The organism is Ruegeria sp. BHSC037 (genome assembly GCF_059613045.1).
In genome coordinates, this window is record NZ_JBXWRT010000017.1 from 20536 (window position 1) to 42393 (window position 21858).

The window sequence follows — 21858 nt, forward strand, 5'->3', positions numbered from 1 at the left end:
GCGCTCAGACCTTCTTCACCCGGACCTGGCTGAACAGGCCGTGCGGACGGAAGATAAGCACCGCCAGCAACAGCGCATAAGGCGCGATCTGGCTGTAGCCCGCGGCGATGTAGCGGCTGGCGAAGGGTTCGATCACGCCGACGATCAGGCCGCCCGCCAAGGCTCCGGGCAGGCTACCGAACCCGCCGATGACCGCCGCCGCAAAGGCCTTGATCCCCAGCAGCCCGGTGGTTGGATCGACCGAGCCCTTGGCGGCAAACAGGATGCCCGCGATCCCGGCCACGACACCGGCCAGCCCCCAGATGAAACCCTGCACACGCTTGACCGGCACCCCCATGTAATAGGCCGCCAGCTGGTTCTGCGAGGCGCCTTGCATCGCCAGACCCAGCTTGGTCTTGCTGAAAAACACGTAGAGCGCCCAGGTCAGCAGCACGGTCACGACGATGACCGCCACGTCCTCCATCCCCAGAACCAGGCCGCCAAAGCGGACCTCCTTGCCGGCCAGCGGATTTTCCAACGTCTGCGGCTCGTGGCCCCAGATCAGCCCGGCGACAAAGCGGATCACGAAGCCCAGGGCGATGGTCAGGATGACCACGGCGGTCTGGCTTTCTCCGAACAGGCGGCGGATGATCAGCCGATCCAGCAGATACCCCAGCGCGCCCATGATCCCCAGCGAGATGGGTAGGGCCAGCCAGAAGGGCAGGCCCATATATTCGGTATTGGTCAACCCGATGGTGACGAAGGCGCCCAGCATCATGAAATCGCCCTGGGCGAAGTTCACCGCTTCGGTCGCCTTGTAGATCAGCACGAAGCCAAGCGCGATCAGGCCGTAGACACAGCCATTCGCCAGCCCGCTGATCAGCAGCTGTGCGTTGTCCAAATTCTCCTCCCAATTGCCGGTTGGCCCGGCGTCTTTTGCGCACCCCGGATCTCCTCCAATCTCCGGGGGGCTTATTCTACTATGGCGTGATGATGACCTTCCCGTCACTCTTTTTCATCGCATCGGCCAGGCCCGACACGATGTTCCTTAGCGGCAGGTGCGCGGACACGTCGGTTTTCCAGCGTCCGTCGGCAAACCGGGCTTGCACTTCGGCCACCACGCGCATCTGGTCCCCGGGCGGCGTGGACATCATCCACTGAGTCAGCCAGAACCCTTCGATCCGCTTGCTCATGAAAATCATTTGCCCCATCTGGGTCAGTCGCGGGGCCTCGGTGCTCAGCTTGCCATAGCTGACCCAGCGCGCGCCGTTGGGCATGGCGCAGAAGATCTGCTCGGACAGCTGGTCGCAGACCGCATCCAGAAACACGCGCGGTTTCAGGGTTGCGCTGGTCTGCGCGAATTTCTCGACAACATCGCTGTCGGTGGTCACAAGAACCTCGGCCGCGCCGTAGGATTTCAGCAATTCAACCGCCTCGGCTCGGCGAACCATGGCGATGGGCTTCAGCCCCAAATCACGCCCCAACCCGCACATCAGCTTGCCCAACTGGCTGGTTGCCGCCGATACGACAAAGGATTCTCCGGCCGATTTGGCGATATCGACCATCGCCATCGCAGTCAGCGGGTTCACGATCTGCGCGGCCCCGTCGTCATCCGAAATCTCGGCGCGCAACGGGATGCACATCTGTGCCTGGGTCAGCGCATATTCGGCCCAGGCCCCCGAACCCGAGGCGACGAAAGCCACGCGCTGGCCCATCAGCGCCTCGGCCCCTTTTCCGGTGGCGACCACGTCACCGCACCCCTCGAAGCCAGCCGGGGCGCCCTTGACGCGTGACTGGCCGTATTCACCCTTGATGAAGTGGATGTCGGACGGGTTCACCGAAGCGGCGCGCAGACGGATCAAAACCTGACCGGGCCCCGCAGCGGGCACCGGGATTTCGACCTCTTCCAGCCAGTCCGAGGCTTGCTCGATCACAGGTCCGGTGGCGGTTTTGGCGTATCCTTCGAATTTCTGCACCACGGCGAACATGGTTTTGGGCAACTCGGTCACTTTGCTCTTCCTCTTGGGTCGTTACCCGATTTTTTGTGGCCCGTCCCAAGCGGGTGGATTGCCCGCACGCTGGGATCAACCAAGGCCACAGCCGATCAGGGCAGCCTGTTGGAGCCAAGCCAAGCAAATGCGGCCCTGTCCGTCAATCGACCCGTTCCGTTACGTTACGGAAGCGGCTCGGCTTGGCCGGACATCCTGCGCCATGCTGCCGGGCGGCCCAGGAAAACCTCATTGGATCAGCAGGTTGCGTAATTCCTGCAGCTTCAGGGCGGCGGTTTCCGGGGCGGCCTTGATCTCGTCCAGAATGGCAATGACCTTGGCCTGGATGTCCTGGCTCAGCTGACTGTTGCGCACCTCGTCAACCATCTTGTCATAGTCGAACTGATCCGCGGTCAGCATGCCCTCCTGAACCCAAGCGTTGATCAGTTCGCTTCCCTGAGCCGTCAGCGCAGCCACCTGATCGCTGGTCTGATCGGCAAGGTCAGTGGCGGCCTGATCCGCCTGCTCGGCAGTTTCCGAGGCCTGCTCGACGACTGAAGACGCAGCTTCGCTGGCTTGATCTCCAGCTTCCGAAAGTGCTTGCTCTGCGGCTTCGGTCACGGCGGTCGCGGCGTCGCCGATGGCCTCTCCGGCCTGTTGCGCGGCCGATTCAAGTTTCTCGGCCGGAGTGGGTTCGGGTTGGTTCAAATACAAATAGGCGCCGACGCCTAGAACGGCGATGACGGCGACAAGGATCAGGCGGGACATCACGGGTCTCCTCTTTGGATGCATGGTATCGAGATGTGCTCAAACTAGTTGAGTTCAAAGGGGAAAACCCGTGTTTTCCTTCCCCGATCCGCGTTTGAGCCGCCGGGCGCTGATCGGCGCAGTTGGGCCGGCAAGATCACGCCGTCACGGGAAAAAGGCGCGATGAATTCATCCAAGCCGCGTACTGCAATGCGATCATGTATAGTGATAGTGGCGGAGAGACAGGGATTCGAACCCTGGGTGGGCTTGCACCCACAACGGTTTTCGAGACCGCCCCGTTCGACCACTCCGGCACCTCTCCGCGGGGGTCTGTGAGGGGGGGATTTAGTGATGATCGCCGGAGGGTGCAAGCAGAAAATTCGTCAATATCGCATCCGGCCGATTTTCCATTGCCTGAGCGGTGAAATATCCTAGGCTGAAGCCCATGCAATACTCCATTACCTTCATCGCTCGTATCGCTATTTTCTCGCTGGGTCTGCTGTTTGCGCTTGGGCAGGCGGCACAGGCCGCAAGCCGAGACCGGATTGAGGCCTTCCTGGAAACCACCGGATTCGACGTGGCGCTGGAGAGCATCGCGCTGGCGTCCGCTTCGGCGCCTCAGATGGTGGGGATCGACCCCGAGGGGTTCGGTTCGCAATGGACACGGTTGTCGGAAGAGGTGTTCGACACCGAAAAGATGCACGAAACCGCTGTGTCCATACTGGAGCAGACGCTTAGCGACGAGGCCCTGACCCATGCGGTCGAGTTCTATGCCTCGGATCTGGGACAGCGACTGGTCGAGGCGGAGAACGCCTCGCACATGATCGAGGACGATGACGCCAAGCAGGCCGAGGGTCTCAGGATCGTGGCCGATCTGGTCCGAGAGGGGTCGATGCGGGTCGAGATCCTCAAGCGGATGAACAGGGCGATCGACGCCAGCGAAACGGCGCTGCGGGCGGTCCAGGAAATCCAGGTGCGTTTTCTTCTGGCTGCCAGTGCGGCCGGTGTCATCGATCTGCAACTCGACGCCGACGGCCTGCGCGCGATGATGAAGGCGAACGAGACCCAGATGCGCCAATCAATGCAGCAGTCGGCGTTGGCCAATGCCGCTTATACTTATCAACCCTTCTCGGACGCCGATCTCGAGGCCTACACCCGCGCGCTCGAGCATCCGTTGATGCAGCAGGTCTATGAACTGCTCAATGCGGTGCAGTATGAGATCATGGCGAACCGGTTCGAGACGCTGGCCGCGCGGATGGCCGAGCTGCGCCCGGTTCAGGACATCTGATGCGGGTCGTTCTGACCCTGTGGCTGATCTGCGCCGGATGGGCGGCCGCCGCGGCAACGTCCGAGACGGCCGAGCGGTTGGCTGCAGCGCTGCACCTGCGCGAAGTGGCGCATATCCTCAGCAACGAGGGCGTTCAGCAGGTCGGTGACATCGACGCGGCCATGCTGGAGGGCCGGGGCGGCTCGTATCTGCGGGCTCAGATCGAGGACCTCTATGACCCTGCGTGGATGCATGATCGGCTGATCGAGTCCCTGGACGCCGGGATGACCGCGACCGAGATGACACAGGCGGCCGTGTTTTTCGAGGGCGAGACCGGCCGGACGGTCGTTCGGCTCGAGAATTCCGCCCGGCGGGCCTTTTCGGAAGAATCGATCCGGCAGGCGGCCTTGGACGCCCTTGCCGGGGCGGATCAGGAGGCCGAGTTCTTTCGCTTGATCGACGAATTTGTCCAGATCAATGATCTAGTGGACCAGAATGTCGCCGGCACCCTCGGCGCGGATTACGCGTTTCTGCGCGGGCTCGCCGACGGGCAGGGCGTGGTCGCGGACAGTGACCAGATGCTGGCGCAACTGCTCGAACAGGCCGGAGAAACCGAGGATGACACGCGCGAATGGCTGTATTCGTTCCTGATGTTGGCCTATGGTCCGCTTGATCCGGTGCAGCTGCGCGAAAACATCGCTTTTTCCCGGACCGAGGCCGGCCGGGCGCTGAACCGCGCGTTGTTTGCGGGGCTTGGCGACATGTACGAGGATCTTTCCTATCAGGTTGGCTTTACGGTGGGGCAGGTTCTGAACGCATCAGATCTTTAGGCGCGGTTTGGTGTTGACTTTGGGCCGGTATCCATGGATAAGCGCGCATCCCGGCCGGAACCTCCGCGCCGGGTCTCGTTATTGCTGGCCGGACGGGTGCGCCCTGATGGTCGTTCATCCGCCCGAAAAGGGCGCGCTGTTCGAGGTGGCTTTGGCCGAAACACCCGTCTGACGGGGACCACAGAACGCGGTAGAAAAAGGAAAGACGCATGTTTGCAGTCCTCAAGACTGGCGGCAAGCAGTACAAGGTTCAGGCGGGCGACGTGCTCCGCGTTGAAAAACTGGCTGCCGACGCTGGTGAAAAAGTCCAATTCAACGACGTTCTGATGCTGGGTGGCGATGCCCCCGTTGTCGGTGCGCCGTTCATCGATGGCGCGGCCGTTCAGGCAGAAGTGATCGAACAGATCAAAGGTGACAAGGTCATCAAATTCGTCAAGCGCCGCCGCAAGCACAGCTCGAAGCGCACCGTTGGCCACCGTCAAAAGCTGACCCTGGTCAAGATCACCGACATCCTGCCCTCGGGTGCGGACAAGTCGGGCGTCAAGGCCGCCACCGGTTCCGCACCGGCAGGTGAAGTTGCGAAAGCAGCGAAACCCGCCAAGAAAGCCGCTGCCAAGGCAGAAGCCCCGGCCGCTGCTGCCGCTGACGATCTGACCAAGATCACCGGTGTTGGTCCCGCAGCTGCCAAGAAACTGGCCGAGGCCGGTATCGAAAGCTTTGCCGCTCTGGCCGCCTTGTCGGACGAGCAGATTGCTGCTATCGAAACGGTCAAAGTGAAACCCGAATGGGTTGAGCAGGCCAAAGAGCTGGCCAAAGGCTAAGGAGAGAGAGAATGGCACATAAAAAAGCTGGCGGTTCCTCCCGTAACGGCCGCGACTCAGCGGGTCGTCGCCTTGGCGTGAAACTGTATGGTGGCCAGGCTGCCGTTGCAGGCAACATCATCGTGCGTCAACGCGGCACCAAGTTCTGGCCGGGCGAAGGCGTGGGCATGGGCAAGGATCACACCATCTTTGCAACTGTCGATGGCGCCGTGAAGTTCCACAAGGGACTGAAAAACCGCACCTTCATTTCGGTCCTGCCAGTGGCGGAGGCCGCAGAGTAAGCCGAAACCCAGAAGGTTTAAGAAAAATTCATGGGGGACCGGCACAAAGTGCCGGTCCCTTTTTCGTTTTGACGCAGATGTGATCGAAAACCCCGATGCCCGTTGCGACCACCAGTTTCCTGATCTTTGCCGCCAGCCAGGTCGGCACGCCGGGACCGGCCAACATGGTCCTGTTGGGAACGGGTGCGCGCTATGGGTTCCGCGCGGCACTGCCTTTCGTGGCGGGCGTGATTCTGGGCAAGCAGCTGATCATTTGGCCGCTGGGCTTTGGCCTTCTGCAACTGTCAGAACAGGCCCCCACCGCGTTTGCAGTTCTGAAATATGCTTCGGCGGCATATATTTGCTGGCTTGCGTGGAAAATCGCCAACCTTCGCCTGTCCAATCAGGGCGCAGGCGAGTCGGTTCCCGGATTCTGGGCCGGGTTGGTGGTGCATCCACTGAACCCCAAGGCGTGGGCGATGATCATCGCGGGGTTCACCGGTTTCGTAGCGGCGGGGACATCGGTGCTGAGTGCGACGCTCACGATCGCGCTCGTTCTGTTGACCTGCCAGTTGGTCCTGCATCCGATCTGGACCTTTGCGGGGGATAGAATTGCCCGCGTGGTTGCGGGAAGGCCGGCGGAAAAATATCTGATGTGGACTCTCGCGGGTCTGACTGTTGCATCCGTACTTTTCGTGTTGTTCGGAGGAGGAACACACCAATGAAACTTGAGGCAATCATAAATCAGCCGGTCATTGAAACCGAGCGGTTCGACCTGCGCCCGCTGCGCCGGTCGGACATGGGCCTGATCGAGCATTACGCAGGGGACGAGCGCGTGGCGCGCATGACCACGTCGATCCCGCACCCTTTGCCGCCCGGTTCGATCGAGGCTTTCGTAACCCGCGCCATGGCCGAGGATCGGGACGAGGACGTCTGGGCCATGGACGCCACCAAGGATGGCGGGCCCGAGTTGATCGGGGTGATCTCGCTCAAGCGGCTTGATCGCAACCAGTCCGAAGTCGGCTATTGGGTCGCGCCCTTGTACTGGAACACGGGCATCGCCTCGCTGGCGGTGGAAGCGCTGGTTCAGGCGAACCCGCTGGAAAACGCCACGATGTTTGCCAGCGTGTTTCAGGACAATCCCGCCTCGGCGCGTGTTCTGACCCATTGCGGGTTCCAGTATCTTGGCGATGCCGAAAGCTTCTCGGTGGCGCGCGACGCAAATGTGCCCACCTGGACGTACAGCAAAAAACTCTGACTTGTGGCCGATGGGGCCTTTGCAGTAGGGGACTGACATGAAATTTCTCGATCTTGCAAAGGTCTACATCCGGTCCGGGGCCGGCGGTAGCGGGTGCGTCAGCTTCCGACGCGAAAAGTACATCGAATACGGCGGCCCCGATGGCGGGGACGGCGGCAAGGGCGGGTCCGTCTGGGCCGAGGTCGTGGACGGGCTGAACACCCTGATCGACTTCCGTTATCAGCAGCATTTCTTTGCCAAGAACGGCCAGCCCGGCCGGGGCCAGCAGCGCACCGGCAAGGATGGCGACGACATCATCCTGCGTGTGCCCGTCGGAACCGAGATCTTGGACGAGGATCAGGAGACGGTGATCGCCGACCTGACCGAGGTGGGGCAACGTGTCCTGCTGGTGCGGGGTGGCAATGGTGGTTTTGGCAACCTGCATTTCAAATCGGCCACAAACCAGGCGCCGCGCCGGGCCAATCCGGGGCAGCCGGGCGTAGACCGTACACTCTGGTTGCGTCTGAAATTGATTGCCGATGTGGGGCTGCTGGGCCTGCCGAATGCGGGCAAATCGACCTTTCTGGCCGCCACCTCGAACGCCCGGCCCAAGATCGCCGATTATCCCTTTACCACGCTGCACCCCAATCTGGGCGTCGTCGGCGTGGACAACGTAGAGTTCGTGGTGGCCGACATTCCCGGCCTGATCGAAGGCGCGCATGAAGGCCGCGGCATCGGCGACCGTTTCCTGGGCCATGTCGAACGCTGCGCGGTGTTGCTGCATCTGGTCGATGGCACGTCTGAGACCATCGCGCAGGACTATCACACCATCATCCACGAGCTTGAGGCCTATGGCGGCGCGCTGGCCGACAAGCCCCGTATCACCGTGCTGAACAAGATTGACGCGTTGGACGAAGAACAGCTTGAACTGGCCAAGGCCGAGCTGGAAGAGGCCGTGGGTGGCCCTGTCATGACCATGTCGGGCGTCGCCCGGCAGGGCGTGACCGAAGTTCTGCGAGCCCTGCGCGCCCAGATCGACGAGAACCGCCTGCGCCAGAAACCCACCGAGGAGCGCGAGACGTGGCAGCCCTGACCGACGCAAAGCGCCTGGTGGTCAAGATCGGCTCGGCGTTGCTGGTCGATCGTGCGACCGGCAAGCTGCGTTCGGACTGGTTGCATTCGCTGGCGCAGGACGTGGCGTGGCTCAAAGGGCAGGGGACGGATGTGGTTCTGGTCTCTTCCGGTTCGATCGCCCTGGGGCGCGGTGTTCTGGGCCTGCCCGCAACCGCACTGTCGCTGGAGCAATCTCAAGCCGCTGCCGCCGTCGGGCAGATCCGGCTGGCGCGGGCCTATGAAGAGGCGTTGGCGCCGCACAACATCACCACGGCGCAGGTTCTGGTGACGCTCGAAGACAGCGAGAACCGCCGCCGGTACTTGAATTCGCGCGCGACGCTGGAAACTCTGCTGGGTTTGGGTGTTGTGCCCATCGTGAACGAGAACGATACGGTGGCCACGGATGAAATCCGTTACGGCGACAATGATCGCCTAGCCGCGCAGATCGCCGTGACCGTCGGTGCGGACCAATTGATTCTGCTGTCCGATGTCGATGGATTCTACACCGGCAACCCTGCCGAGGACCCTTCTGCCACCCGGTTTGACGTGATCGACGCGATCACGCCCGAGATCGAAGCGATGGCCGGTGACGCCGGTTCGGGGCTGTCCAAGGGCGGCATGAAGACCAAGCTGATGGCCGCGCAGATGGCGACGGCGGCGGGCTGCGACATGGCGATTACGGAAGGATCGCCTTTGAACCCGCTGAAGCTGCTGAACAATGGCGCGAACAGCACTTGGTTCAAGGCCAAGCTGGACCCGCATGCGGCGCGCAAACGCTGGATCTCGGCGATGAAGCCGCGGGGCGAGATCACGGTCGATGCAGGGGCCGCGCGGGCGCTGCAGAATGGCAAAAGCCTGTTACCGGCCGGCATCGTCGAGGTGACGGGCGATTTCGGACGGGGCGACCCGGTGGCCATCAAGGACCACGAGGGCCGACGCATGGGATTGGGGCTCAGCCGCTACACCGCGTACGAGGCCGACGCCATCAAGGGGCGCAAATCCTCCGAGATCGAGGACACCCTCGGCTATCCCGGCCGTGCGGTGATGATCCACCGTGACGATCTGGCTTTGTAGCCGCGAAAACTGATAGATTTGGCTGGTCCGACGACCGGAAAGGCAGATGACATGAAGGACTTTGACAGCATTCCCGCCCTGATGGCCGATCTTGGCAAGCGCGCCAAGGATGCGTCTCGGGACCTGGCCTTCGCCTCAGCCGAACGCAAACACGCGGCGTTGATGGCCGCCGCCGAAGCCGTGTGGAAGAACCGCGCACAGATCATCGAGGCCAACAAAAAAGACCTGGACTATGGCCGCGAAAAGGGTCTGAGCCCGGCCATGATGGACCGTCTGATGCTGGACGAGGCGCGCATTCAGGGCATGGTCGACGGGTTGCGCACCGTGGCCGCACAGACCGATCCGGTGGGTGAGGTTCTGGCCGAATGGGACATGCCCTCGGGGCTGAAAATCCGCCGGGTACGCACCCCGCTTGGCGTGATCGGCGTGATTTATGAAAGCCGCCCGAACGTGACCGCGGATGCCGGGGCGCTGTGCCTCAAGTCGGGCAATGCCGTGATCTTGCGCGGCGGATCCGAAAGCTTTCATTCCTCGACCGCGATCCACGCCTGCCTGGTCGAGGGTTTGAAGGCCGCAAACCTGCCCGAGGATGCGATCCAGCTGGTCCCGACCCGTGACCGGGCGGCGGTGCAGGAATTGCTGACCATGACCGACTATGTCGACGTCATCGTTCCGCGAGGCGGCAAGGGGCTGGTCGGGCTGGTTCAGCGCGAGGCGCGGGTGCCGGTTTTTGCCCATCTTGAAGGGATCGTGCACATCTACATCGACAAGGCAGCGGATCCGCAGAAAACGCTGGACGTGGTGCTGAACGCCAAGACCCGCCGTACCGGCATCTGCGGTGCGGCAGAATGCCTGCTGGTGCATCAGGATATCGCGGAAACGCTGGGGCGCGACGTGATCGCGGCGCTGCTGGCCGCGGGCGTCGAGGTGCATGCCGCAGGTGCGCTGGCCACCGAAGGCACTGTGCCGGCCAGCGATGACGATTGGGGCAAGGAGTTTCTGGACAGCATCATCGCCGCAAAACCGGTGGCCGATATCGACGCGGCAATCGCGCATATCCGCCAATACGGATCGAACCACACCGATTGCATCATGACCGAGGATCAGTCCGCCGCCGACCGCTTCTTTGAACGGCTCGACAGTGCGATCTTGATGCACAACGCCTCGACCCAGTTTGCCGACGGAGGTGAGTTCGGAATGGGCGCCGAGATCGGGATCGCCACGGGCAAGATGCACGCACGCGGCCCGGTGGGGGCGGCGCAGCTGACCAGCTTCAAATACCTGGTGCGCGGCAACGGCACGACGCGCGCCTGAGTCGCCGCGTCAAAACCGCAGCACCACGCGGGTCGCGCCCGTCTCGGCCGTGACCCGTCGGCCCTGTGCGGCCGCCGTCTGCGGCAGCAGGGCGAACTGCACCTGCGCCGGCGTAACCTTGTTGGCGAATGTGCCGGTCGGAAGGCTTTTCCACAGGTCCGGATCAACATTCATGCGGTCGGCCGTACCAGTGACCGTCCATTTGTCGCCCACGCTGTCGATCTTGACCTCGCCGCCCATCGGCATGGCGCTTTCGCAGCACATGATGGCCAGAAAGGCCAGTTTGATCTGATTGCGCGGCATCGCCTCGGTGACGTTCCAATGCACCCGGACACGGCCCGCACGCTCGACATCACGCAGCAGGTCCGTCACTTCGCTGCGGCCCAGCGGCTGATCGCTGGCCGCGCCAAAGGCCACGCGGAAGAACCGGATTCGCGCCCCGGCGCTGCCGACGCTGCCTGTGATCAGCTCCATCTCGGGGCCCTGGGTGCCGCCAACCATTTCCAACAGCTCCAGCCCATTGGTGATCGCGCCGATCGGGCTGATCAGATCGTGGCAGATCCGAGAGCCGATCAACTCGGCCAGGTTGACGTTGGTGTCGCCCATGCGTACCTCCTGAAATATCCGCCCATGCACGACCCGGAGCCGCCGCATGACAGATATGAATGCCATTCTTGCACCGGGCATGTATGTCCGCCACCCCGATTTCCCCGATTGGGGTGTTGGACAGGTCCAGTCCAACATCGCGGGCAAGATCACCGTGAACTTTCGCGACCAGGGCAAAGTGGTGATTGACGGAACACGCATCGCCTTGATGCCGGTTCTTGATCCCTGAAACTGGTTTAGGAAAGGTTAACGTTGCTCGCCACCCGGTTCGTGTTGCCATTCGCCGTGCGGCTGCGGTATCAGCGCTGAGATCGCAACTGGGAACCGACCTTGTCACATGCCGGACGCAGGCCTTTCATTCACAGTCAAACTGGCCGAAACCGATGACGAACTGCGCGCGGCGCAGCGACTGCGTTACGACGTCTTCGTGCGAGAACTGGGCGGCGGTGGTGAGATGGTCGATCACGCCGAACGCCTTGAGCGCGACCGGTTCGATCCGTATTTCGATCACATGCTGGCCTATGACGACTCGACCGGTGCGGTTGTCGGCGTCTATCGCCTGCTGCCCGGAGACCGGGCGGCCGAACTGGGCCAGTTCTATTCCGAAGACGAATATGACCTGACAGTCCTGAAGCGCAGCGGGCGCAAGCTGCTGGAGCTGGGCCGGTCCTGTCTGCATCCCGACTATCGCGGCGGAACCGCGATGTATCATCTGTGGAACGGGCTGGCACGCTATGTGGCCGAGCGGGACATCGAGGTTCTGTTCGGAGTCGCCAGTTTCCACGGAACCGACGTGCAGGCGCTGGCGCAGCCCTTGTCGATGCTGCACCACAACCACCTGGCCCCGCCAGAACTGCGCGTGCGGGCGCAACCAGACGTGTTTCAAAGCATGGACCTGGTCGCCCCCGACAAGCTGGACCGCCGCGCGGCGATGTTGCAGGTGCCCGCGCTGATCAAGGCCTATCTGCGGCTGGGCGGGTTCGTTGGGGAGGGGGCCTTCATCGACCACGCCTTCAACACCACCGATGTCTGCCTGATCCTTGACACCGCGCGCATGAACGACCGGCAGAGGCGCATCTATGGCGGAGCGTGACGTGACGAACCAGGCGCTTTGGTACAGCGACGACGCCCCCGACCCGGTCCGGCTGGGCCTGCTGGGCTGGGTTCTGGTGCTGGTGCGCGGGCTGCCGTTGGCGCTGTTGGTGGTCGTTGGGCTGATCGTTCTGCTGACCATCCGCCTGTTCGAACGCCCCCTATGCGGGATACGCCGCCCGGTTTCGGCCTTTGTCCCGCAATTCGTGTCGCGCAACGCATTTCGTATCCTGGGCATCGGTTTCCAGACCTCGGGCGCGTTGATGCGACAGCACGGCGCGGTTGTGGCCAACCATTCATCGTGGCTGGACATCTTCGCGCTCAATGCCCGAAAGCGGGTGTATTTCGTGTCCAAGGCCGAGGTGGCCAAATGGCCCGGCATCGGCTTTCTAGCCCGCGCCGCCGGGACCGTGTTCATCGAACGTGACCGCAGAAAGGCCCACGCGCAGACCAAGCTGTTCGAAGAGCGCCTGAAAGCCGGGCACAAGCTGCTGTTCTTCCCAGAAGGCACCTCGACCGACGGGTTGCGGGTTCTGCCTTTCAAAACAACGCTTTTTGCGGCGTTCTTCGCCGAGGAACTGCGTGACTTCATGTATGTTCAGCCGGTGTCGGTGATCTATCATGCACCAGCCGGGCAACCGGTCAGGTTCTATGGCTGGTGGGGCGACATGGATTTCGGGCCGCATCTGCTCAAGACACTGGGCGCGCGGCGTCAGGGGCGGGTCGAACTGATCTATCACGCGCCGGCCAAGGTCAGCGATTTTCCCGACCGCAAGGCGCTGGCGGCCCATTGCGAAGAGGCCATCCGCCATGCGCACGCCTGGGCGCGCCCTGAAAAATAGGGGCGTTTACCCCTTGCGTTGCCCGATATCCTGCCGTATACGCGCGCCATTCAAACCCGCAGGCGGGGTTTGGCCGTTTTGAGGGAGACATCCTCATCACGGCCGCCGGTTGGAGCAACCGCTTCTTTCACCCCCGCCAAGGCGTAAACCGGAAAAGGAAAACACAGCATGGCTCTTCCCGAGTTCACCATGCGTCAGCTGCTTGAAGCTGGCGTTCACTTCGGCCACCAGACCCAACGTTGGAACCCGCGCATGGCTCCGTACATCTACGGCGCGCGCAACGGCATCCACATCATCGACCTGACCCAGACCGTTCCGATGTTGGACCAGGCGCTGCAGGCCGTTCGTGACACCGTCGCCAAGGGCGGGCGTGTTCTGTTCGTGGGCACCAAGCGTCAGGCTGCTGGCCCGATCGCCGAAGCCGCCGAGAAGTCGGCCCAATACTACATGAACCACCGCTGGCTGGGCGGCACGCTGACCAACTGGAAAACCGTTTCCCAGTCGATCCAGCGTTTGAACCAGATCGACGAAGCCATGGAATCGGGCGCTGAAGGCCTGACCAAAAAAGAGCGTCTGGGCATGGAGCGTGACCAGGCCAAGCTGCAGGCCTCGCTGGGCGGTATCCGCGAGATGGGCGGCGTTCCGGATCTGCTGTTCGTCATCGACGTCAAGAAAGAAGCCCTGGCCATTGCCGAAGCAAACAAGCTGGGCATCCCGGTCGTGGCCGTGGTTGACACCAACTGCTCGCCCGATGGCGTGGACTATGTGATCCCGGGCAACGACGACGCAGCCCGCGCGATCGCGCTGTACTGCGACCTTGCTGCGCGCGCGGCGCTGGACGGCATGTCGGCGCAGCTGGGTGCCGCTGGCGTCGATCTGGGCGCATTGGAGGAAGCTCCGGCAGAAGAAGCCGTAGCCGAAACCAGCGAAGCCCCCGCCGAGGCGTAAGCTGCCTGTCACATGACTGACATATGGGGCAGGGTATGACCTGCCCCAATCCCATTTGAATTGAGGAGAGCCGAACCATGGCAATCACAGCAGCACTGGTGAAAGAACTGCGCGACGCGACGGGCGCAGGCATGATGGACGCCAAGAAGGCGCTGACCGAAACCAATGGTGACATGGAGGCCGCCGTCGACTGGCTGCGCACCAAGGGTCTGGCCAAAGCGGCCAAGAAATCGGGCCGCACCGCGGCCGAAGGCCTGGTGGCCGTCATCGTCGATGGGGGCAAGGGTGTTGCCGTCGAAGTCAACGCCGAAACCGACTTCGTCGCCAAGAATGCCGAGTTCCAGGAAATGGTCGGCGAGATCGCAAAAGCGGCGCTGAATGTCGACGATGTCGAAGCGCTGAAGGCCGCCGATCTGGGCGGCAAGACCGTTGCCGACATCCTGACCGACAAGATCGCCAAGATCGGCGAGAACATGTCGCTGCGCCGGATGGCCAAGATCGAAGGCGACAGCGTGGTGTCCTATGTGCACAACGCCGCAAACCCCGGCATGGGCAAGATCGGTGTTCTGGTTGCTCTGTCGGGTGGTGACGAAGCAATCGGCAAACAGATTGCTATGCACATCGCCGCCGTGAACCCGGCCGCTCTGTCTGAAGCCGATCTGGATCCGGCCGTGGTCGAGAAGGAAAAGCAGGTTCAGATGGACATCGCCCGCGAATCCGGCAAGCCCGAGCAGGTGATCGAAAAGATGATCGAAGGCCGCATGAAGAAATTCGTGGCCGAGTCGACCCTGCTGAACCAGCAGTTCGTGGTGAACCCGGACCTGACCGTCGAAGCCGCGGCCAAGGAAGCCGGCGCAACCATCACCGGTTTCGTGCGCCTGGAAGTGGGCGAAGGCATCGTGGTCGAGAAAGAAGACTTTGCCGCCGAGGTCGCCAAGGCCGCGCAAGGCTGACCCGGCCAGCGCCCGGCAATTGTGCCGGGCCAACCAGACCGAACCGGTTGCGCCCCGCGCAGCCGGGTTTTTTTAGTGCGAAAGTCGGAAGAAGAATGTCGGGAGGCCTCGCTACTAATGGGGATGGACGAGGCCCCCCGTGATTACCAACAACGGATCGCGGACGAATAAGCGCCCGTCGCCAGAGGTGGTCGAACTGCCTTGGAAATACAAGGATCCGACCCAATGTTCCCTGGCCAAAGCCACCACTCACGGAACGATATCACTGTGCGATTTTGGGGGCGTTCGGGAAAGTCATGTATTCCTTACCCAGCGTCAACTTGAAGTTGGGCGCGGGTGTGCAGGTTAGGCTTCCATGACGAATATCTGATTGTGCAGCGACGCCTTCAGCACGGCCTGGGCCGTGGTTTCGACCGATAGCGCCTCGCGCGCGAGACGCAGGTGTTTTTCGACCGTGGCCGAGGTCAGCCCCATCAGCAGCGCGATGTCCTGCGTCGTCTTGCCGTCTCCGACCCACTCCAGCGCCTCTCGTTGCCGTTTGGTTAGCGCGCGGTTCGGCGGAACATAGGGCAGGGTGAGGATCTTGAGATGCGCGACATTGTTCATGAGCAGGATATCGGCACCATGCTCGGCCCAGATCGCGTCCAATTCGTCCTGCGTGCGGCTCAGCGAGGCCAGCGAGATCGCACCCTTCGAGCGAACCGACACCGAGGTAAAGCTGACCGTGTAACCGACTGTTATTCCCTTGGATTTGTTGAAATCGTAGACCTTGCGCTCCTCGGCCGTCATGGTGCCGCTGGACATCATATCCTGAATCATGCGCCAACTGGCCGCACCTTCGTGATTCAGGGCCCATTTCAGCATCGGCGCGTGGAAATACAGCCCATCGCGCAGGAACCCGTCCATGTATTCCTTGCAGTGGTTGGTCAGGATCACGAAATCTTCTGGATCTCCCAGCGATGTAGGCGTGCGGTATTGAGTATGGCCATACAAAAGCCGATCGAACCCGTATTGCTCCATCTGGTCGGTATGAGCGGCCCAGAGCTCTTCTAGGGTTTTCACATAGCTCAGGAAATTCAGATACTCGCTTAGGTTCATGCGCCCCCCGTGTCCTGCAAATGAGCGGCAAGGGCGTCCAAAGCCAGAACATAGCTCTGTGCGCCGAAACCGCAGATCTGCCCGAGCGCGACCGGCGCGATGTAGGATCTGTGCCGAAAGGATTCGCGTGCATGGATGTTGGACATGTGCACTTCGACCACTGGCAACTGGACGGATGAGATCGCATCCATCAACGCGATCGAGCTGTGCGTGTAGGCGCCGGCGTTCAGGATGATGCCGTCATGGACACCGCGTGCGGCATGAATGGCATCGATCAGGGCGCCCTCATGGTTGGACTGAAAGGTTTCGACCATCACGCCGATGGCTTTGCCATGCGCAACGCACTGGTCTTCCAGCATCTGCAGGGTCGCATGGCCATAGACCTCGGGTTGCCGGCTGCCCAGCAGATTCAAATTCGGCCCGTTCAATACAAGAATACTGTGCATTATCATCCTGTCCCCATGCCTTTTCATAACCTTGAATCGCGCATGCGTCTACAAAGCTTGCTCGCATGAGGCGAACAAGGAGAATCGCACTGGCATTTTTGTTTTTCGGTATGGCCGCGTAGGCGTTCAGGCTGTCTCCATCGTGACCACAACTTTCCCGAGCACCGAACGATCCTCGAGCAGTTCAAGCGCCTTGCCCGCCTCTTCGAGCGGAAATTTCGCGGTTATACGCGGTCGGATCTTACCTGCCAGGTACAGTCCGAACAGCTCGTTGACGTTTTCCGCATGGCCCTTGGGGTCACGAAACACCGACGCGCCCCAGAACACGCCGACGATTTCGCAGCCCTTCAAAAGGGGCAGGTTGAGGGGAATATTGGGAATGCCGGCCGGGAACCCGACCACAAGATACCGGCCTTTCCACGCCATCGCCCGCAAGGCGGGTTCGGCATAGTCGCCGCCGACCGCGTCATAGACGATATCTACGCCTTCACCACCCGCAAGTTTCTTGATCTCGGCAGACAGGGCTTTTTGGGCTTCGCGATCCATGTCGCGGGAATAGACCAAGGTTTCGTCTGCGCCCAGGTCGCGGCAGAAATCGGCCTTGTCCTGCGAGGACACCGCAGCAATCACCCGTGCGCCCATGGCTTTGCCCAGTTCCACCGCCGCCGAACCGACGCCGCCCGCGGCGCCCAGCACCAGCAGGGTCTGGCCAGGCCGCAACGCCGCGCGGTCCTTGAGCCCATGATACGAGGTGCCATAGGTGAAGATGAAGCCTGCGGCGTCTTCGTAGGACATAGAATCGGGAAACCTGACGGCGCTGGCGGCCGAAACGCAGATCTGTTCGGCAAAGCCGCCATGCCCGGTCAGGGCCAGCACACGGTCGCCGACCTCCAGATCCGACACGCCATCGCCCAACGCGATCACGTCGCCCGCAATCTCGCCGCCGGGGGCAAATGGGCGGGGCGGCTTCATCTGGTACAGATCGCGGATGATCAGCGTGTCGGGAAAGTTAACGCCGGCGGCGCGGACGCGGACAGCAATCTGACCCTTTTTCGGCGCGGGATCGGGCAGGGTGGTCAGTTTCAGGGTTTCCGGACCGCCCGGGGCGACGCTGAGTAAAGCTTGCATTTGGTATTCCGATCCTCGTCATCTGTTGGCTTGAAGGTCCGATTGCGGCGCGATGTTGTCAAGGAAGTTGTGAAATGCAATTCTGCACAGTGAAACGGATCGCGGCCGATCGGCAGGACGGATCGAAAAATTCGGATTGGGGAGGAGAGCCATGACACCAGACAACCTGTTTTCTCTGAACGGAAAAACGGCGCTGGTTACCGGAGGCGCCACGGGAATCGGGCGCATGGCCGCCGAGGCTTTGGTGCGCGCCGGCGCGCGCGTGCTGATTGCCTCGCGCAAGGGCGCGGACTGCGCGGCCGTGGCCGATGAACTCAACGCGCTGGATGCGCCGGGTCGCGCCGAAGGGTTTGCCGGGGACGTCGGCTGCGAGGCCGGGATCGACGCGCTGGTATCCGAGGTCAACACCCGAACGCAACGTCTTGATATCCTGATGAACAACGCGGGCGTATCCTGGGGCGCACCTTTGGGGCAGTTCCCCTATGACGCGTGGGACAAGGTCATGTCGGTGAACGTGACCGGTGTGTTTCACCTGACGCAGAAACTGCTGCCGCTGTTGATCAAGTCCGGGTCCGATGATGACCCGGCCCGGGTGGTCAATGTCGGCTCGGTCATGGGCGAGGTTCCGATGGGCGATGGCGCCTACAGCTATTCGGCCTCGAAAGCGGCGGTGATCCACCTGACCAAGATCCTCGCCAAAGAGCTGTCGCCCCACCGCGTCACCGTCAATGCGTTGGCACCGGGGCCGTTCGTATCGCGGATGACCGCCTTTGCTACGGCGGACGAGGACAAACGCGAGAAGGTCGGGAAATCGGTGCCGCTGGGCCGTGTGGGTCGTGATGAGGACATCGCGGGATCGATGCTGTTTCTGTGCGGGCGCGGCGGCAGCTATGTGACAGGCGCCGTGATTCCCGTCTCGGGCGGTATCAACGTTCTGACCGGGGGGAACATCTTTGCCGATGCCATGTAACGGTCGCCGAACAGGACGGGTGACATGACCCAAGGCTCCAACGAACTGGACCTCGCTGCGGTCGATGCCTATCTGGGCGCGCATCTACCGGGCTATCGCGGCCCGCTCGACGCCACTAAATTCGCGGTCGGGCAATCCAACCCGACCTACGAATTGCGGACACCGGAACGGCGCTATGTCCTGCGGCGCAAACCGCCGGGCGCGTTGCTGAAATCCGCCCACGCCGTTGACCGCGAATACCGGGTGCAACGCGCTTTGGCCGACAGCAATGTGCCTGTGCCGCGCATGTTGCTGTTGTGCGAAGACGAGTCGGTGATCGGCTCGGCCTTCTACGTCATGGAGCGGCTTGAGGGGCGCATCTTCCTTGAACCCACGATGAAAGGCGAAAGCAACGAAACCCGCGCCGCGATCCTGCACGAGATGAACCGGGTGCTGGCCGAGTTGCACATGGTCGACATCGATGCGGTCGGCCTGTCAGATTATGGGCCGACGGGCAACTACTATGAACGGCAGATCTCGCGCTGGACCAAACAGTACCGCGCATCCGAGACCAGTACCATCGGTGACATGGATCGGTTGATCGGCGCGCTGACCGCCTCGATCCCCGAGGAGGACGGGCAGAGAACGCTTGTTCACGGTGACTACCGTATCGACAATCTGATGTTTGACACCGTCGGCACCCGCTGCGTGGGCGTTCTGGATTGGGAGTTGTCGACGATCGGCCACCCCTATGCCGATCTGGCCGCGGTCATCATGCAATGGCAGATGCCGCCCGGAAAAGAGGGGCGCGGCCTGGCCGGCATAGACCGCGCAGCGCTTGGACTTCCGTCCGATGCGGAATTCATCGCCGAATACTGTGCCCGGCGCGGGTTGTCAGGAATCGACAATTTCGGCTTTTACCTGGCGTTCAATTTCTTCAGGATGGCGGCCATCCTTCAGGGGGTCTACAAACGGGCGCTGGACGGCAATGCATCCGACCCGACCCGCGCACAGGCTTTCGGCGCGTATGTTCCGATCTTCGCCCAACACGGGCTTGCGGCCCTGGAATCGCGGGGCGATTGACCAGTGACCATCCGTCGGGCACAGCTGGAAGCAGATGAAAAGGACCGCAACTTCGTCACGGCCCTGGCTCGGGGGCTGCAGATCCTGCGGGCATTCCGGCACGGCGATACCGCGCTGACCAATACCGACTTTGCCGACCGCACCGGCCTGCCAAAGCCGACCATTTCCCGGTTGACGCATACGCTGTGCCAATTGGGGTACCTGGTGCAGGATCAGCCCGGCGGCGCCTATCGTCTGGGGGTCGGAGTTCTGCGGCTGGGCTTCGGCGTTCTGGGCAGCACCGATATCTGCGAACGCGCTGGCGAGGTTCTGCGTGAACTGCGCGCCGGCGCAAACCCATATCTGACGGCGGCCCTGGGCGAAGCGCACCGCGCCGAGGTCGTCTATGTAGCCGTCAGCCGATCCACCCAGAACGTCGCGCTGACGATGCATGTCGGTTCACGGTTGCCGCTGTTCTCGTCGGCGATGGGGCGCGCCATTCTGGTGGGCATGACGCCCGATCAACGCGCTGCCGCCGTCGAGGCGGCCCAGCAGGATCTGGGGCTGCAACGCGACGATCTGCAGCGATCGATAGAAATGGCGCAGGATGAATATGTTGCGCGCGGATATTGCACCGGTTTCTCGCTGTGGCGGGATGACGTGCACGCAATTTCGGTGCCGGTTCCTTCGGCGGATGACAGGCGGGTGTTCGGCCTGAACATCGGCGGCCCGAGCTTTTATGTGACGCCCGAAGAGCTTGCCTCTGAACACGCCGCCAAGCTGATCGACGCGGCCAGGCAACTGAGTCTGCGGCCATGACGGTTGCCACACGCCCCTGCATTGGTGGATTTACTATCAGGGAGGTCGCGCCATGACCTTTGCCCCTACACGGCTGAAACGCATCAATTCCTGGATGCAAGCCTATGTCGATACCAAAAAATATCCCGGCTGCTCGGTTCTGCTGCGCCACGGCGGCGACGAGGTGCATTTTCACGCTTGCGGTCAGCGCAACATCGAGGCGGGCTTGCCTTTCAGGCGCGACACGATCGTGCGCATCTATTCCATGACCAAGCCGATCACCTCGGTTGCGTTGATGATGCTGGCAGAACGGGGACTGTTTCACCTAGATGCCCCGGTGTCCGAGTTTTTGCCCGAATTCTTGGACATGCAGGCGCTGATCCCGAATGCGACACGGTTGGATCAGACCGAACCGGCGCCGTCGCCGACGTTGCACCAATTGCTGACCCATACCAGTGGGCTGAGCTACCCGTTCAATCCGGGCCTTCTGCCGGCGGAGATGGACGCGCGCGACCTGATCTTCAAGCCCGATCAAGGCTGCCTTGCCGACCAGGTGCAGGCGCTGGCCGACCTGCCGCTGGCCTTTCAACCGGGCGCGCGATGGGAATACTCGGTGGGCATCGACGTGATCGGGCGCGTGATCGAGGTTGCATCGGGCCAGACTCTGGACCGGTTCCTGGCCGAAAACGTATTTGCGCCGCTGGGCATGACGGAAACCGGGTTTTCCGTTCCCACGGGGGCAGGGGAGCGGTTCGCGTCCCTGTACACCCCGCTCGAAGGCGACGCGATGGCTCTGAATGCCGCCAAAGCAGGCAATGAGACGCTGCGGTTGGTCGATCAGCCCGGCGAGTCCGCCTTCGAGGCAGCTACGCTGTTTTCCGGTGGCGGCGGGCTGGTCGGTACCATCGACGACTACGCCCGCTTCGCCGATATGCTGCGCAACCGGGGCACCGGTAACGGCAATCGTCTGTTGGGGCCAAGAACCGTGGATTTCATGCTGCGCAACCACTTGCCGGGCGACATTGCATCAATGGGACCGCAGAGTTTCGCCGAACAGCCGATGGAGGGCATGGGGTTCGGCATCGGCGGTGCAGTGGTTTTGGACCCGGCCCGCGCCCGCACGCCCGGCTCGGTCGGAGATTTTAGTTGGGGCGGCATGGCGTCCACATTTTTCTGGATCGACCCGGTTCTCGATCTGACCGTGGTGTTCTTCACGCAACTGGCACCGTCCAGTTCCTATCCGTCGCGATCTCAGTTGAAGGCGCTGGTCCAAGCCGCCCTGATTGAATGACCGTCGCGGGGCTGC

At 62.2% G+C, this 21858-nt stretch carries 25 protein-coding genes and 1 tRNA gene; 18 read left to right on the forward strand and 8 right to left on the reverse strand.

Annotated elements, in window-relative coordinates:
• Positions 1-4: 4 nt before the first annotated feature.
• The 4 genes from AC2FMN_RS15520 to AC2FMN_RS15535 form a co-directional block, all read right to left on the reverse strand.
• Positions 5-880: a branched-chain amino acid ABC transporter permease gene (locus AC2FMN_RS15520; RefSeq protein WP_170450009.1), complete on the reverse strand. Its 876-nt coding sequence runs from the start codon at positions 878-880 to the stop codon at positions 5-7.
• A gap of 79 nt (positions 881-959) precedes the next feature.
• Entirely contained in the window at positions 960-1988 is a 1029-nt protein-coding gene (locus AC2FMN_RS15525; RefSeq protein WP_496689259.1) for a zinc-binding dehydrogenase, read from the reverse strand.
• Between the two features lie 228 nt (positions 1989-2216).
• On the reverse strand, positions 2217-2735 hold the full coding sequence (locus AC2FMN_RS15530; RefSeq protein ID WP_496689261.1) for a hypothetical protein: 519 nt from the start codon (positions 2733-2735) through the stop codon (positions 2217-2219).
• 211 nt (positions 2736-2946) lie between these two features.
• Positions 2947-3036: transfer RNA gene (locus AC2FMN_RS15535), tRNA-Ser, on the reverse strand.
• Positions 3037-3159: 123 nt separating this feature from the next.
• Between AC2FMN_RS15535 and AC2FMN_RS15540 the strand changes: the two genes are divergently transcribed.
• The 9 genes from AC2FMN_RS15540 (at position 3160) to AC2FMN_RS15580 (ending at position 10630) form a co-directional block, all read left to right on the forward strand.
• Positions 3160-4002, forward strand: coding sequence for a DUF2059 domain-containing protein (locus AC2FMN_RS15540; protein WP_496689263.1), 843 nt, complete (start codon positions 3160-3162; stop codon positions 4000-4002).
• Positions 4002-4811, forward strand: coding sequence for a DUF2059 domain-containing protein (locus AC2FMN_RS15545; protein ID WP_496689265.1), 810 nt, complete (start codon positions 4002-4004; stop codon positions 4809-4811). Before AC2FMN_RS15540 ends, AC2FMN_RS15545 begins: the two co-directional genes overlap by 1 nt.
• A gap of 209 nt (positions 4812-5020) precedes the next feature.
• Positions 5021-5632: a 50S ribosomal protein L21 gene (locus AC2FMN_RS15550; RefSeq protein ID WP_496689267.1), complete on the forward strand. Its 612-nt coding sequence runs from the start codon at positions 5021-5023 to the stop codon at positions 5630-5632.
• Between the two features lie 11 nt (positions 5633-5643).
• Positions 5644-5913 (forward strand): 50S ribosomal protein L27, encoded by a 270-nt coding sequence (gene rpmA / locus AC2FMN_RS15555; protein ID WP_005983052.1) that lies wholly within the window; start codon positions 5644-5646, stop codon positions 5911-5913.
• Between the two features lie 95 nt (positions 5914-6008).
• Positions 6009-6617 (forward strand): LysE family translocator, encoded by a 609-nt coding sequence (locus AC2FMN_RS15560; RefSeq protein ID WP_496689269.1) that lies wholly within the window; start codon positions 6009-6011, stop codon positions 6615-6617.
• Complete coding sequence (locus AC2FMN_RS15565) at positions 6614-7150, forward strand: GNAT family N-acetyltransferase (RefSeq protein ID WP_093962048.1); 537 nt, start codon at positions 6614-6616, stop codon at positions 7148-7150. The genes AC2FMN_RS15560 and AC2FMN_RS15565 overlap by 4 nt, the downstream gene beginning before the upstream one ends.
• 37 nt (positions 7151-7187) lie before the next feature.
• On the forward strand, positions 7188-8222 hold the full coding sequence (gene obgE, locus AC2FMN_RS15570; RefSeq protein WP_496689270.1) for a GTPase ObgE: 1035 nt from the start codon (positions 7188-7190) through the stop codon (positions 8220-8222).
• A complete protein-coding gene (gene proB / locus AC2FMN_RS15575) occupies positions 8210-9316 on the forward strand; it encodes a glutamate 5-kinase (RefSeq protein ID WP_496689272.1) in 1107 nt (368 codons plus the stop codon). Before obgE ends, proB begins: the two co-directional genes overlap by 13 nt.
• Before the next feature lie 51 nt (positions 9317-9367).
• Entirely contained in the window at positions 9368-10630 is a 1263-nt protein-coding gene (locus tag AC2FMN_RS15580; RefSeq protein WP_496689274.1) for a glutamate-5-semialdehyde dehydrogenase, read from the forward strand.
• A gap of 9 nt (positions 10631-10639) precedes the next feature.
• Here AC2FMN_RS15580 and AC2FMN_RS15585 read toward each other — a convergent pair whose 3' ends face one another.
• The gene (locus AC2FMN_RS15585) at positions 10640-11236 is read right to left on the reverse strand and encodes a histidine phosphotransferase family protein (RefSeq protein WP_496682948.1); all 597 of its coding nucleotides are present in this window, start codon (positions 11234-11236) and stop codon (positions 10640-10642) included.
• Between the two features lie 46 nt (positions 11237-11282).
• Between AC2FMN_RS15585 and AC2FMN_RS15590 the strand changes: the two genes are divergently transcribed.
• The 5 genes from AC2FMN_RS15590 (at position 11283) to tsf (ending at position 15071) form a co-directional block, all read left to right on the forward strand.
• On the forward strand, positions 11283-11465 hold the full coding sequence (locus AC2FMN_RS15590; RefSeq protein WP_496682951.1) for a DUF3553 domain-containing protein: 183 nt from the start codon (positions 11283-11285) through the stop codon (positions 11463-11465).
• Positions 11466-11573: 108 nt separating this feature from the next.
• Positions 11574-12329 carry an L-ornithine N(alpha)-acyltransferase gene (olsB, locus tag AC2FMN_RS15595; protein ID WP_496689275.1) on the forward strand — a complete coding sequence of 252 codons (756 nt, stop codon included), beginning with the start codon at positions 11574-11576 and terminating at the stop codon, positions 12327-12329.
• The gene (gene olsA / locus AC2FMN_RS15600; RefSeq protein WP_496689277.1) at positions 12316-13170 is read left to right on the forward strand and encodes a lyso-ornithine lipid O-acyltransferase; all 855 of its coding nucleotides are present in this window, start codon (positions 12316-12318) and stop codon (positions 13168-13170) included. The genes olsB and olsA overlap by 14 nt, the downstream gene beginning before the upstream one ends.
• 168 nt (positions 13171-13338) lie before the next feature.
• Positions 13339-14118, forward strand: coding sequence for a 30S ribosomal protein S2 (gene rpsB / locus AC2FMN_RS15605; RefSeq protein ID WP_490360883.1), 780 nt, complete (start codon positions 13339-13341; stop codon positions 14116-14118).
• Positions 14119-14195: 77 nt separating this feature from the next.
• A complete protein-coding gene (tsf, locus tag AC2FMN_RS15610; protein WP_496682959.1) occupies positions 14196-15071 on the forward strand; it encodes a translation elongation factor Ts in 876 nt (291 codons plus the stop codon).
• A 345-nt stretch (positions 15072-15416) separates the two neighbouring features.
• Here tsf and AC2FMN_RS15615 read toward each other — a convergent pair whose 3' ends face one another.
• From AC2FMN_RS15615 to AC2FMN_RS15625, 3 genes are all read right to left on the reverse strand, one after another.
• On the reverse strand, positions 15417-16169 hold the full coding sequence (locus AC2FMN_RS15615; RefSeq protein WP_496682961.1) for a helix-turn-helix transcriptional regulator: 753 nt from the start codon (positions 16167-16169) through the stop codon (positions 15417-15419).
• Positions 16166-16615 carry a type II 3-dehydroquinate dehydratase gene (aroQ, locus tag AC2FMN_RS15620; RefSeq protein WP_496689279.1) on the reverse strand — a complete coding sequence of 150 codons (450 nt, stop codon included), beginning with the start codon at positions 16613-16615 and terminating at the stop codon, positions 16166-16168. The genes AC2FMN_RS15615 and aroQ overlap by 4 nt, the downstream gene beginning before the upstream one ends.
• 126 nt (positions 16616-16741) lie before the next feature.
• Positions 16742-17743, reverse strand: a complete 1002-nt coding sequence (locus AC2FMN_RS15625; RefSeq protein WP_496689281.1) for an NADPH:quinone oxidoreductase family protein — start codon at positions 17741-17743, stop codon at positions 16742-16744.
• A gap of 151 nt (positions 17744-17894) precedes the next feature.
• Here AC2FMN_RS15625 and AC2FMN_RS15630 point away from each other — a divergent pair, with 151 nt between their 5' ends.
• Genes AC2FMN_RS15630 through AC2FMN_RS15645 form a run of 4 tightly spaced genes read left to right on the forward strand, consistent with a single transcriptional unit; the run spans position 17895 to position 21843 of the window.
• Positions 17895-18713 carry an SDR family NAD(P)-dependent oxidoreductase gene (locus AC2FMN_RS15630; protein WP_496689283.1) on the forward strand — a complete coding sequence of 273 codons (819 nt, stop codon included), beginning with the start codon at positions 17895-17897 and terminating at the stop codon, positions 18711-18713.
• Positions 18714-18737: 24 nt separating this feature from the next.
• Positions 18738-19775, forward strand: coding sequence for a phosphotransferase (locus AC2FMN_RS15635; RefSeq protein ID WP_496689285.1), 1038 nt, complete (start codon positions 18738-18740; stop codon positions 19773-19775).
• 3 nt (positions 19776-19778) lie between these two features.
• Positions 19779-20573 carry an IclR family transcriptional regulator gene (locus tag AC2FMN_RS15640; protein ID WP_496689287.1) on the forward strand — a complete coding sequence of 265 codons (795 nt, stop codon included), beginning with the start codon at positions 19779-19781 and terminating at the stop codon, positions 20571-20573.
• Between the two features lie 52 nt (positions 20574-20625).
• Complete coding sequence (locus AC2FMN_RS15645; RefSeq protein ID WP_496689288.1) at positions 20626-21843, forward strand: serine hydrolase domain-containing protein; 1218 nt, start codon at positions 20626-20628, stop codon at positions 21841-21843.
• Positions 21844-21858 lie beyond the last annotated feature (15 nt).

Coding starts and splice junctions, on each gene's coding strand:
- AC2FMN_RS15635 (WP_496689285.1), top strand. CDS start 18,738: ATGACCCAAGGCTCCAACGAACTGGACCTCGCTGCGGTCGATGCCTAT.
- rpsB (WP_490360883.1), top strand. CDS start 13,339: ATGGCTCTTCCCGAGTTCACCATGCGTCAGCTGCTTGAAGCTGGCGTT.
- aroQ (WP_496689279.1), bottom strand. CDS start 16,615: ATGCACAGTATTCTTGTATTGAACGGGCCGAATTTGAATCTGCTGGGC.
- tsf (WP_496682959.1), top strand. CDS start 14,196: ATGGCAATCACAGCAGCACTGGTGAAAGAACTGCGCGACGCGACGGGC.
- AC2FMN_RS15545 (WP_496689265.1), top strand. CDS start 4,002: ATGCGGGTCGTTCTGACCCTGTGGCTGATCTGCGCCGGATGGGCGGCC.
- AC2FMN_RS15585 (WP_496682948.1), bottom strand. CDS start 11,236: ATGGGCGACACCAACGTCAACCTGGCCGAGTTGATCGGCTCTCGGATC.
- AC2FMN_RS15615 (WP_496682961.1), bottom strand. CDS start 16,169: ATGAACCTAAGCGAGTATCTGAATTTCCTGAGCTATGTGAAAACCCTA.
- obgE (WP_496689270.1), top strand. CDS start 7,188: ATGAAATTTCTCGATCTTGCAAAGGTCTACATCCGGTCCGGGGCCGGC.
- olsB (WP_496689275.1), top strand. CDS start 11,574: ATGCCGGACGCAGGCCTTTCATTCACAGTCAAACTGGCCGAAACCGAT.
- rpmA (WP_005983052.1), top strand. CDS start 5,644: ATGGCACATAAAAAAGCTGGCGGTTCCTCCCGTAACGGCCGCGACTCA.
- AC2FMN_RS15580 (WP_496689274.1), top strand. CDS start 9,368: ATGAAGGACTTTGACAGCATTCCCGCCCTGATGGCCGATCTTGGCAAG.
- AC2FMN_RS15645 (WP_496689288.1), top strand. CDS start 20,626: ATGACCTTTGCCCCTACACGGCTGAAACGCATCAATTCCTGGATGCAA.
- AC2FMN_RS15565 (WP_093962048.1), top strand. CDS start 6,614: ATGAAACTTGAGGCAATCATAAATCAGCCGGTCATTGAAACCGAGCGG.
- AC2FMN_RS15530 (WP_496689261.1), bottom strand. CDS start 2,735: ATGTCCCGCCTGATCCTTGTCGCCGTCATCGCCGTTCTAGGCGTCGGC.
- AC2FMN_RS15625 (WP_496689281.1), bottom strand. CDS start 17,743: ATGCAAGCTTTACTCAGCGTCGCCCCGGGCGGTCCGGAAACCCTGAAA.
- AC2FMN_RS15590 (WP_496682951.1), top strand. CDS start 11,283: ATGACAGATATGAATGCCATTCTTGCACCGGGCATGTATGTCCGCCAC.
- AC2FMN_RS15540 (WP_496689263.1), top strand. CDS start 3,160: ATGCAATACTCCATTACCTTCATCGCTCGTATCGCTATTTTCTCGCTG.
- olsA (WP_496689277.1), top strand. CDS start 12,316: ATGGCGGAGCGTGACGTGACGAACCAGGCGCTTTGGTACAGCGACGAC.
- AC2FMN_RS15550 (WP_496689267.1), top strand. CDS start 5,021: ATGTTTGCAGTCCTCAAGACTGGCGGCAAGCAGTACAAGGTTCAGGCG.
- AC2FMN_RS15630 (WP_496689283.1), top strand. CDS start 17,895: ATGACACCAGACAACCTGTTTTCTCTGAACGGAAAAACGGCGCTGGTT.
- AC2FMN_RS15560 (WP_496689269.1), top strand. CDS start 6,009: ATGCCCGTTGCGACCACCAGTTTCCTGATCTTTGCCGCCAGCCAGGTC.